The following is a 10,577-nucleotide window of genomic DNA, read 5'->3' as shown; positions in this document are numbered from 1 at the left end:
CCGTAAACCCGTCCATGGGGGCTCGATGGCGCCATCCATGGCGCCAACGGTCCTGTCAGCCCACACCGCCCCACCTCTGACAGTTGGTCGCTGCAGTTGGTGGGTGCCGACCGTTGGTCGGCACGCTTTTGCTGTTGGTAGGTGTCGACCTTGGTCGACACGCTTTCCCAAGGGTCAGAAGGGGTTCAGTGCCACGCGCTGAATGCGCGGCCTGGACGGGTAGACTGTGGCTCTTGCTCCCATCAATCCCGGTTGCCCGATGTCCGCCAAATTCCGCTGGTTGCCCCTGTTGTGCCTGGCCCTGGCGGGCTGCAGTCAGTTGGAGAATCCGGGCAATGTGACCGCGGCCGACAAGGCGGCGCGTGCGCCAGCCAGCGATGGCGAGAACATGGTGTCGATCAATGCCGCCGACGCACCGCCGCCGCCGCCGCCGCCGCGCAGCCGGGCGGATCGGCCTTGGCCGCAGGCGCAGTTGGAGAATGGCCGCGCCTGGGTCAGCTGCAGTACCGAGTACGCCGGTGAGGCGGGCGATGGCGTCGAGCTGGAGGGCCTGCAGCGCGAGCAGATTGCCCAGGCCCTGGCGCCGTGTGCCGAGCGTGGCCTGATGCGTGTGCGTTACGCCGGCAAGATCAATCCGGGCTTCGCCGAAATGATGTGGCGACTTGCCGTGGTCGCCGATGAACAGAAGATCCACAAGCGCATCCTTGATCTGGACTCCAGCGGCGGCCAGGTGGAATCGGCGATCGTCGCCGGTGACAGCATCGGTGAATCGGGCTGGACCATCTGGGTGCGCGAAGGCTCGATCTGCCACAGCGCCTGCGTGTTCGTGCTGGCCGCCGGTGACAACCGGCTGCTGTCGGGCAAGGTCGGCATCCACCGCATGATGCGCATCAGTTCCAAGGCCACCTCGCGCGCCGAGCTCAACCGCGAGCTGCACGAGGTCTACGACAACGTGAAGGACTATCTGCAGCGCAACGGCGTGGCGGTGGGCGTGGCCGACCTGATGATGACGGTGCCCAACCGCAGCCTGCGCCTGCTGACGCCGGACGAACTACGCCAGTACGGTCTGGACGGCACCAACGCGGTGCAGGACGACCTGGAGCGGATCAAGCAGATGCGTGCCTGTGGTGACGACTTCGTGCAGCGCAAGGACGCGTTCCTGATCGCCTTCGACCAGCAGTGCAAGCACGAAGGCGCCGACATGGAATCGATCAACAGCTGCGGCCAGGCGTTGAAGCAGCGCTTCGGCTTCCCCGATGCGGTGTGCCCGGAAGAAAGCCCGCTGTCGGAAATCGATGTGGCAACGCTGCCGCCTGCGCCTTCGGAGCCACCGCCGGTGGCCGAACAGGCGCCAGCAGACGCCGGCACGCCTGCCGCGCAGGCCGATGCCGCAGCGGTGGAAGGCAGCGCCCACGCGCGCTGACGAACAGCTCACCGCGCTGGCGTAGACTGCGGTTCTTTCCCGAGAACCGGCGGTGTCCATGAAGCGCGTGCTCCTGCTGCTGTCCCTGCTGCCCCTGACCGCATTGGCGCAGGCACCCGCGCCGGCCACGCCTGCACCGGCACCCGCGCGCCCCGCACCGGCATCGCCGGCGGCTGCGAAACCGGCCACGGCCGGCGCTCCGGCGTTGACTGCCGCGCAGCAGGCGCAGGTGCAGAAGCAGGATGCGGAAATGGGCGCGGCCGCAGTGAAGGCGGCGCAGCTGGTCGATGCCAACCGCGCAGGCGAGTTGTGGGATGGCGCTTCGGCCGTCGCGCGCCGTGCAGTACCGAAGGCCGCCTTCGTCAGTCAGTTGACTGCCGAGCGCACGCGCCTGGGCGCGCTGGCCGGGCGTGGCCAGCCGACCATCACCCGGGTCAAGTACAGCGCCGGTGCCGCGGTGCCGGAGGGGCTGTACATCAACGTCAGCTTCCCGACCCGTTTCGCCAACAGCGCGCAGCCGGTACGCGAGCTCGTCTCGTTCCGTTTCGACGAGGACCAGGTGTGGCGCCTGGCCGGTTACAGCCTGCGTGCGTCGGCACCCTGAGGAGATGATCGATGGCAACTGAACTGACGATGCTGGCCTGGTCGGTGCTGCTGGGCTTTGTCTACATCTTCGCTACCTCCACCGTGGTCACCCGCGAGCGCGGGATGAAGTGGAATGCCTCGGCGCGTGATGGCGAAGCCAGGCCACTCAGCCCGCTGGCCGGTCGCCTGCAGCGGGCCCAGGCCAACTTCCTGGAGACCTTCCCGTTCTTTGCCGCTGCTGCGATCGCAGTGGTGGTGGCCGGGCGCGGCAACGACACCACGGCGCTGGCGGCGCAGGCCTACTTCTGGGCGCGCGTGGTCTACCTGCCGCTGTATGCCGCGGGCGTGCCCTACGTGCGCAGCCTGGTCTGGGCAGTGTCGCTGCTGTCGATCCTGGCGCTGGTGTTCGCGTTGTTGTGATCCCGGCCTGATCCAGATCAAGGCCGGTCAGGTGCGCGGCGCTATGCTGGCGCGGACTGATCAACGGCAGGAGGCGCGCATGCGCAGGATGGACGTGGTGGTGGTCGGCGCCGGACCGGCGGGGCTGTGTTTCGCGCGCGCGCTGGCCGGTAGCGGCCTGCAGGTCGGGCTGGTCGAAGTTCAACCGCGCCAGGCCCTTGCCGAGGCCGCCTTCGATGGCCGTGAGATTGCGCTGACCCATGCCTCGCGGCAGAGCATGGAGCAGCTGGGGCTGTGGCAGCGCCTGCCGCAGGCCGAAGTCGCTGAACTGCGCGATGCCAAGGTGATGAACGGCGGCTCGCCGTTCGCGCTGACCTTCGCCAGCAGCCAGGTGGACGGTCAGCCGCTGGGTTGGCTGGTGCCCAACCATCTGATCCGCCGCGCCGCATGGGATGCCGTGCAGGACCAGGATGGACTGGAACTGTTCGACGGGCGCAAGGTGCAGAGCGTGCAGGCCGATGCGCAGGGCCACGTGGTCAAACTCGATGACGGCAGCCAACTTCATGCGCGCCTGCTGGTCGCCGCTGACAGCCGCTTCTCCGCCACCCGCCGCATGCTCGGCATCGGCGCGCAGATGCGCGACTTCGGCAAGTCGATGCTGGTGTGCCGCATGCAGGTCGAACGTGATCATCACCACACTGCCTGGGAATGGTTCGGCTACGGCCGCACCATGGCGCTGCTGCCGCTCAACGAAGGCCAGGCATCAGCAGTGATCACGCTGCCACCGCGGCAGATTGAAGAACTGCTGGCGATGGACGAGGTGGCCTTCGGTGAGGCCATCGGTGCCTGCTTCGAACACCGTCTTGGCCGCATGCAGCCAGTGGCCACGCCGCAGGCGTATCCGCTGGTGGGTGTGTACGCGCACCGTTTCGTCGGCGAGCGTTCGGCGCTGATCGGCGATGCCGCCGTCGGCATGCACCCGGTCACCGCGCATGGCTTCAACTTGGGACTGGCCAGCGCACAGCGGCTTGCACAGGGCATCGTCGCGCAGCAGCGACGTGGTGCCGACATTGCCGCCGCCGGCATGCTGGCCAGCTACCAGCGGGGTCACCGGCTGGCGTCGCGGCCGCTGTACGAGGCCACCAATGCCATCGCCAGCCTGTATACCGACGATCGCCGCCCGGCGCGGCTGCTGCGCGCGGCGGGCCTGCGTCTGGCACAGGGCGTGGCACCGTTCAGGCAGCTGATCGCCTCGCACTTGACCCAGCGCGTGGCCTGAACCGGTTCAGACCAGCCCGTTCAGATCAGCCGGCGGCCAGCACCCGGATCTGGCTGTCGGCAAACTCGACCACCTGGCCTGCGCGGATCTTGCAGGCCTTGCGCAGTTCGACTTCGCCGTCGACCCGCACCTGGCCGTCACCGATGACCATCTTGGCCTCGCCGCCACTGGTGACCAGGTCGGCCAGCTTGAGCAGCTGCTTGAGTTCGACGTAGTCGCCGTCGAGGTCGAATTCGAGAATCTGCATGGAGCGGGGTTCCTGGGGAAGGGCGCAGCCAGCGGCCGGGCCGGTGAAGAGGGCGCGTATTGTGCGCCAGCTTGGGGCATGACGGTACGCGCACGGCAAGCTGTACGCCTTGTTCAGGATCAATGCGGTATGATTCCGCTCTGAGCGAGTGAAATCTCCTCCAACCGAGCAGCGCCAGGGCACGCGATAAGAAGGGCGCCCAAAGCGCGGACCATCACCTTTTTTATCGCACTGCCAGGAAGACGGCAGTGTCTTCGGAGTTCCCCATGTCCCAAGATTCCCAAGCGCCGCTGCAGTTCGCGCAGCTCGGCCTGTCCGAGCCCGTGATGCAGGCGGTCACCGCCATCGGCTACGAAACCCCGTCGCCGATCCAGGCCGCCACCATCCCGGCGATGCTGGAAGGCCGCGACGTGCTGGGCCAGGCCCAGACCGGCACCGGCAAGACCGCAGCGTTCGCGCTGCCGGTTCTGTCCAACATCGATCTGCAGCAGATCAAGCCGCAGGCCCTGATCCTGGCGCCGACCCGCGAACTGGCCATCCAGGTTGCCGAGGCGTTCCAGTCCTATTCGTCGAAGATCCCGGGCTTCCGCGTGCTGCCGGTGTACGGCGGCCAGCCGTACGGCCAGCAGCTGTCGGCCCTGCGCCGCGGCGTGCACATCGTGGTCGGTACCCCCGGCCGCGTGATCGACCACCTGGACCGCAGCACCCTGGACCTGTCCGAGCTGAAGACGCTGGTGCTGGACGAAGCCGATGAAATGCTGCGCATGGGCTTCATCGACGACGTCGAAGCCGTGCTGAAGAAGCTGCCGGAGCAGCGCCAGGTGGCCCTGTTCTCGGCCACCATGCCGCCGCAGATCCGCCGCATCGCGCAGACCTACCTGCAGGACCCGGTGGAAGTGACCATCGCGGCCAAGACCACCACCTCGGCCAACATCCGCCAGCGTTACTGGTGGGTGAGCGGCATGCACAAGCTGGACGCGCTGACCCGCATCCTGGAAGTCGAGCCGTTCGACGCGATGATCATCTTCGCGCGCACCAAGGCCGGCACCGAGGAACTGGCCAGCAAGCTGCAGGCCCGTGGCCTGGCCGCTGCCGCCATCAACGGTGACATGCAGCAGGCCCAGCGTGAGCGCACCATCGCCATGCTGAAGGAAGGCAAGCTGGACATCCTGGTCGCCACCGACGTGGCTGCCCGCGGCCTGGACGTGGAGCGCATCAGCCACGTGCTGAACTACGACATCCCGTACGACACCGAAAGCTACGTGCACCGCATCGGCCGTACCGGTCGTGCAGGCCGCAGCGGCGAGGCGATCCTGTTCGCCACCCCGCGCGAGAAGGGCATGCTGCGCCAGATCGAGCGCGCTACCCGCCAGCCGATCGAAGAGATGCAGCTGCCGAGCGTTGAAGCGGTCAACGACACCCGCATCAACAAGTTCACCTCGCGCATCAGCGAAACCCTCGGCGCCGGTGGCCTGGACTTCTACCGCCAGCTGCTGGAGCGTTTCGAGAACGAGCAGAACGTGCCGGCCATTGAAGTGGCTGCCGCGCTGGCCAAGATGCTGCAGGGTGACACCCCGTTCCTGCTGCAGCCGCCGGTGCGTGCCCCGCGTGAAGAGCGCGCGCCGCGCGAACGCTTCGACCGTGGTGACCGCCCGGAACGTGGCGATCGCTTCGACCGCAACGAGCGTGGTCCGCGCTTCGAGCGTGGCCCGCGCCGCGACGACGCCGAAGGTGGCTTCGAGCAGCGTCCGCGCCGTGAGGTTCCGCCGCGTGGTGCGCCGGAGCAGGGCATGGAGACCTACCGCATTTCGGTCGGCCACCAGCACGGCGTGAAGCCGGCCAACATCGTTGGCGCCATTGCCAACGAAGCTGGCCTGGAAAGCCGCTTCATCGGCCGCATCGACATCCACGACGACTTCTCGCTGCTGGACCTGCCGGCACAGATGCCGCCGGACGTGCTGTCGCACCTGCAGAAGGTGTGGGTGTCCGGCCAGCAGCTGCAGATGCGTGCGCTGGCCCCGGGTGAAGACACCAACCCGGCCCCGCGTCCGTTCAAGCCGCGCTTCGACAAGCGTGGTCCGGGCGGCCCGGGTGGCCCGCGTCGCGGTGGCCCGGGCGGTCCGGGTGGCCACGGTGGCGACCGCGGCGGTGACCGCGACAGCCGCCCGCCGCGTCGTGACGGCTTCAAGCCGCGCGGCCCGCGCAGCTTCTAAGCCGCACCTGCGGTCCTGAACAACGCCAGCCTCCGGGCTGGCGTTGTCCGTTATGGGCCTGGAAAAGGGGACGGAGGGGATTAAGTCGTTTATGCCCGGCAGTGCGCTTATGCCGAAAACGACTTAATCCCCTCCGTCCCCTTTTCGCATGGCAAACACATTGCCGGTCATAGGCTGGGCCGGTTCCAAGGGAGGTTGTCACCGCAGCACATTCGGGGGGATCCGGGATGGGTAGAAGTGGCACGGACCAGCAGAGCCGGCGGGTGCCGATGACCCGTGGCCTGGGATTGCGCTTTGCGTTGTTGACGGGCATGGCGATCGGGTTGGTCGCGCTGTCCGCGTTGATCCAGGAACTGCAGGCGGCCTCGACGGCCTGGATTGCCGGCCAGGGCTACTGGTCGCGAGGGCAGCAGGATGCGACCGCTGCGCTGAGCCGCTACCTGGCGCGTGGCGATGCGCAGGACCTGGATGACGCGCGCCAGGCCCTGCGGATTCCGTTGGGGGATCTGCAGGCCCGGCTGGCGCTGGAACAGGCGGTACCGGACGAGGAGAAGGCCCGGCAGGGTTTCCTGCAGGGCGGCAACGCGCGCGCCGATATTCCACGCCTGGTGTTCTCGTTCCGCTACGCCCGTGACCTGGGAGCATTCCGCGAAGCCACTGCACTGTGGCGGCAGACCGATGGTGATCTGGAGGCTGTGCAGGCCCTGGTCGCCGAGCTGCAACGGAGGCATGCGGCAGGTGAACTGCCCGTGGCCGACCGCAATCGCTACCTGCAGCAGCTGCGGGATCTCGACCGCCGCCTGCAGGTGCAGGCCCAGGCGTTCTCGCAGGCGCTGCTGAGGATGGCCACCATGGTCCGGATCGCCACGCTGATGGTTGGCGGCCTGTCGGTGCTGGTGATCAGCCTGATGGCAGTGGCGCTGGCGCGTCGTGTCGGCAAGGATCTGACCGAGCACGAGAGCCGCTTCCGCGCGGCGTTCTACCAGGCCAATGTCGGCATGCTGAAGCTCGACACCGATGGCCGCGTGGTCGAGGCCAACCAGGCGATGGCGGATATCCTCGACTATCGGCGTGATGTGCTGCTGCAGATGCTGCTGGGTGACCTGCTGATGGAGGGGGAACTGGTCCTCGATGGTGTCGGCCGCATCGACTGGGACCGGCAGCTGCGGCCGAGCGAGCTGCGTTTCCGCCGGCGCGATGGCAGCCTCGTCTGGGGACGCTGGAGCGGTACCGCGGTTCGCAGCTCGGGCGGTGGATTGTCGGTGTTCGCGATCATCGAGGATGTCAGCCAGAACCATGCACTGGCGCGCGAGATCGAGCATCACGCCAGCCACGATCCGCTGACCGGCCTGATCAACCGCCGCGAGATCGAACGCCTGCTGGAACGCGCGCTGCTGCAGGTCCGGACCGACGGTGGTACGCATGCGCTGTGCTACATCAACCTGGACCACTTCAAGCTGGTCAACGACAGCTTCGGTCATGCCGCCGGCGACCAGATGCTGCGCGGTTTCGCCGACTATCTGGTGGCGGCGGTGCGTGATGGCGATTGGGTCGGCCGCCTGGGGGCCGATGAGTTCGCGGTGTTTCTCGCCCACGCCGGCCAGGATGAAGCCAAGCGGGTACTGCAGCGGGTGATCCGCGACCTGGGCCAGGCCACGTTCCCGATCAGCGAGGGCAGCCCGCAGTTGAGCTGCAGCATCGGCGTGGTCGAGGTCAGTGCCGAGGCGCCGGACGCGAACTGGTTGATGAGCGCCGCCGACAGCGCCTGCTATGCGGCCAAGCAGGCCGGTCGCAACCGTGTGCACTGCTTCAACGAGAACCGCATGGCGCTGGAGGAGCGGCGGCAGGAGGCCGAGCGCCTGCAGGGTGTCAGCCTGGCCATGGCGGAGAATCGCATGCTGCTGTACGCGCAGCGCATCGCCCGCGTGGGCGATCCGTCCTACCTGCATTACGAGGTGCTGGTGCGCATGCGTGGTACCGATGGCAGCCTGCATCTGCCCGGTCAGTTCATGCCGGCGGTGGAGCGATACGGCATGGCGGTGGCGCTGGATCGGCACGTGCTCGGGCTGCTGTTCCGCCACCTGCAGGTCTGCCCGGCACACGTGCGCCAGCTGGGCCTGTGCAACGTCAACGTTTCGGCGCAGTCGATCGCCGAGCCGGGATTCCTCGCCTTCGTCTGCGACCTGCTCGAGCGCAACCGCGCGCTGGCCTCGAAACTGTGTTTCGAGATCACCGAGACCGCGGCGATCAGCAACCTCAGCCAGGCACGCGCTTTCATCGATGCGGTCAAAGCGCGTGGCTGCCGGATGGCACTGGATGACTTCGGCTCCGGCCTGTCCTCGTTCGGCTATCTGCGCCAGCTGCCTGCGGACATCCTGAAGATCGACGGCACCTTCGTGCGTGACATGGACACCGACCCGGTCAGCCACGCCACGGTGCGGGCGATCAGCGAGCTCGGGCGGGAACTGCAGATGGAGGTGGTGGCCGAATGGGTGGAAACCGCCGAGGTGGCTGGCGCACTGACCCGGCTCGGCGTGCAGGGCCTGCAGGGCTACGCGATCGAGCGGCCGCAGCCGCTGGAACGGATGACCCTGAGTGACCTGAGGCCGGTCCGCCTGGTGGCAGTGAAGGGGCCTCCGGCCGCTGGCTGAACGGCGCACGGCGACTTTGGTCTACACATGCGCGGCGTGCCCGGCTGCGATAATGCGCGCCAGGGGCGACGCGCAGTGGGCGCGGACGTAAGCAGGAACAGGATGTGGCGTGGGCGTCAGGCAGTGGCGGTACGAAACAGGGGCGCTGCTGGTCGTCCTGCTGATGGGAGTGTTGCTTCCCGGTCTGGTGCACGCGCGCCTGGCCGAGGCCGGCCGGGATTTCCTGCTGGTTGGCGCACCGACGGACGAACCGACACCCCATCGTGGCTGTACGCCCGCGATGCTGGCCGGGCCGCGCGAGCAGGTAGAGGTACCGGCGCCGCCCGGGGGCTGGTCGGGGCAACCCCAGGCGCTGGATGTGTTCAACGTGTTCGCTGGCGAAGTCCGCGTACAGCATGGTGACCGCGAGATCTGCGGCAACATGCACGATGCGCGCACCCGTGATTCGCGCTTCCGCGCCGGCATCGGCCTGGTGGCGGTGCCAGCGGCAGGCAGCCATGAGCCGTTCCTGGTGTCGTGGCAGGCGCCGCTGAAAGCGCGCTGGGTGCCAACCTTGCGGCTGGGGGCGCCCAGTCCGGTCCAGCAGAACGATACCGCCCGCCTGCTGGTGCGCGCGGCCTGCATCGCGGTGGCGATCGCGCTGGCGCTGTCGGCATTGATGGCCTACCTGACCACCCGTGACCGCAGCTTCCTGGTCTACATCGGCGCGACGATCGTGGTGGTGGTGTGGCAGGCGGTTCTTGGCGGCTTGAGCGGCTACCCCGAACCGTGGCTGCCGGTGGGCGAGCGCGGCGCATGGTGGCTGCTGGCGCTGACCGCCGCGACCCAGGCGCTGGTACTGCCCGCTCTGTGGCGCCTCAACGGCGGGGACCGCTTGCTGCCACGCTCGCGGCCGGCACAGCAGGCTGTGCTGTGGGGCCTGATGGGACTGGCCGCGCTGGTGCCGTGGCTGCGCTGGGACACCCTGGCGCTGGTCGCGCAGAGCCTGCAGCTGACCTTCATCCTCGGTTGCCTGTTGTCACTGGCCGCTGGCATGCGTGCCTGGTTGCGCGGTGACTGCTGGGCGTTGGCGGGCCTGGCGGCGCTGGTGCCACTGCTGGTGATGATCGCAGCCGATGCCAGCAGTGCGGGGTGGCTGCTGGAGTACCGGGTGGAAGCACTGCAGCTGTCGGTGACCTGGCTGCTGATGATGGCCGCCTATGCCATGAACCAGCGGTTGGGCCGGCTGCGCCAGCAGCGCGATGAACTGCGCCAGCTGGCCGAAACCGATGGCCTGACCGGGCTGCCCAACCGCCGGGCCGGCCTGCAGCAGCTGGCCCGTCACCTGGCACAGGTCGACCGTGAGCGCGGCCCGCTGGTGATCGGCTTCCTCGACATCGACCTGTTCAAGGACATCAACGACCGCCATGGCCACGCGGTGGGCGACCAGGTGCTGGTGGCGGTGGCGCGTGCCCTGCGCACGGCAGTCCGCAGCCAGGACGAAGTGGTGCGGATGGGCGGCGAGGAGTTCCTGCTGCTGATGCCGGGCATGCCGCGCGAGGCGGCGTCGGCGCGCCTGGACCGCCTGCGCCAGCGCATCACCGAAGCCGGCCAGGCCCTGCAGGTGCCGGGCCTGGAAGTGACCGCCAGCATCGGACTGGCGCAGTGGCGGCCGGGTGAGGATGATCTGGCCGCGCTGCTGCGGCGGGCCGACCATGCCATGTACGTGGCCAAGCGGGCGGGTCGCAACCGGGTGTTCGACGGCGAAGAGCTCGATCCGCCGGCCCCGGCATGAAGCGCA

Annotated in this window: 8 protein-coding genes; 7 read left to right on the top strand and 1 reads right to left on the bottom strand. The window is 68.2% G+C overall.

All coding sequences use genetic code 11. The annotated features are described in order from the left end of the window. The first annotated feature begins 259 nt into the window (after positions 1-259). The 4 genes from R1L06_RS18440 (at position 260) to ubiM (ending at position 3,686) form a co-directional block, all read left to right on the top strand. Complete coding sequence (locus R1L06_RS18440) at positions 260-1,423, top strand: COG3904 family protein (protein WP_317218422.1); 1,164 nt, start codon at positions 260-262, stop codon at positions 1,421-1,423. A gap of 58 nt (positions 1,424-1,481) precedes the next feature. Next, positions 1,482-2,027 carry a DUF4019 domain-containing protein gene (locus R1L06_RS18435; protein ID WP_032128358.1) on the top strand — a complete coding sequence of 182 codons (546 nt, stop codon included), beginning with the start codon at positions 1,482-1,484 and terminating at the stop codon, positions 2,025-2,027. 11 nt (positions 2,028-2,038) lie between these two features. Beyond that, entirely contained in the window at positions 2,039-2,428 is a 390-nt protein-coding gene (locus R1L06_RS18430) for an MAPEG family protein (protein ID WP_032128357.1), read from the top strand. A gap of 79 nt (positions 2,429-2,507) precedes the next feature. Next, complete coding sequence (ubiM, locus tag R1L06_RS18425) at positions 2,508-3,686, top strand: 5-demethoxyubiquinol-8 5-hydroxylase UbiM (RefSeq protein ID WP_317218421.1); 1,179 nt, start codon at positions 2,508-2,510, stop codon at positions 3,684-3,686. Positions 3,687-3,711: 25 nt separating this feature from the next. Here ubiM and R1L06_RS18420 read toward each other — a convergent pair whose 3' ends face one another. Further along, positions 3,712-3,933, bottom strand: coding sequence for an RNA-binding S4 domain-containing protein (locus tag R1L06_RS18420; RefSeq protein WP_010486399.1), 222 nt, complete (start codon positions 3,931-3,933; stop codon positions 3,712-3,714). Positions 3,934-4,199: 266 nt separating this feature from the next. On the opposite strand from R1L06_RS18420, the gene R1L06_RS18415 reads away from it, so the two are divergent. The 3 genes from R1L06_RS18415 to R1L06_RS18405 all read left to right on the top strand — a co-directional run bounded on the left by R1L06_RS18415 (position 4,200) and on the right by R1L06_RS18405 (position 10,571). After that, entirely contained in the window at positions 4,200-6,146 is a 1,947-nt protein-coding gene (locus R1L06_RS18415) for a DEAD/DEAH box helicase (RefSeq protein ID WP_032128355.1), read from the top strand. Positions 6,147-6,373: 227 nt separating this feature from the next. Next, positions 6,374-8,797, top strand: coding sequence for a putative bifunctional diguanylate cyclase/phosphodiesterase (locus R1L06_RS18410; RefSeq protein ID WP_317218420.1), 2,424 nt, complete (start codon positions 6,374-6,376; stop codon positions 8,795-8,797). 109 nt (positions 8,798-8,906) lie between these two features. After that, positions 8,907-10,571 carry a sensor domain-containing diguanylate cyclase gene (locus tag R1L06_RS18405; protein ID WP_049399587.1) on the top strand — a complete coding sequence of 555 codons (1,665 nt, stop codon included), beginning with the start codon at positions 8,907-8,909 and terminating at the stop codon, positions 10,569-10,571. The last annotated feature ends 6 nt before the right edge of the window (positions 10,572-10,577 follow it).

The organism is Stenotrophomonas mexicanensis (genome assembly GCF_032911605.1).
Taxonomy (GTDB): domain Bacteria; phylum Pseudomonadota; class Gammaproteobacteria; order Xanthomonadales; family Xanthomonadaceae; genus Stenotrophomonas; species Stenotrophomonas maltophilia_A.
This window is presented reverse-complemented; position numbering and strand designations above follow the sequence as displayed.

Bases quoted from the DNA above. Each gene is read 5' to 3' on its own strand.
- R1L06_RS18435 (WP_032128358.1), top strand. From the start codon at position 1,482: ATGAAGCGCGTGCTCCTGCTGCTGTCCCTGCTGCCCCTGACCGCATTG.
- R1L06_RS18420 (WP_010486399.1), bottom strand. From the start codon at position 3,933: ATGCAGATTCTCGAATTCGACCTCGACGGCGACTACGTCGAACTCAAG.
- R1L06_RS18415 (WP_032128355.1), top strand. From the start codon at position 4,200: ATGTCCCAAGATTCCCAAGCGCCGCTGCAGTTCGCGCAGCTCGGCCTG.
- R1L06_RS18410 (WP_317218420.1), top strand. From the start codon at position 6,374: ATGGGTAGAAGTGGCACGGACCAGCAGAGCCGGCGGGTGCCGATGACC.
- ubiM (WP_317218421.1), top strand. From the start codon at position 2,508: ATGCGCAGGATGGACGTGGTGGTGGTCGGCGCCGGACCGGCGGGGCTG.
- R1L06_RS18440 (WP_317218422.1), top strand. From the start codon at position 260: ATGTCCGCCAAATTCCGCTGGTTGCCCCTGTTGTGCCTGGCCCTGGCG.
- R1L06_RS18430 (WP_032128357.1), top strand. From the start codon at position 2,039: ATGGCAACTGAACTGACGATGCTGGCCTGGTCGGTGCTGCTGGGCTTT.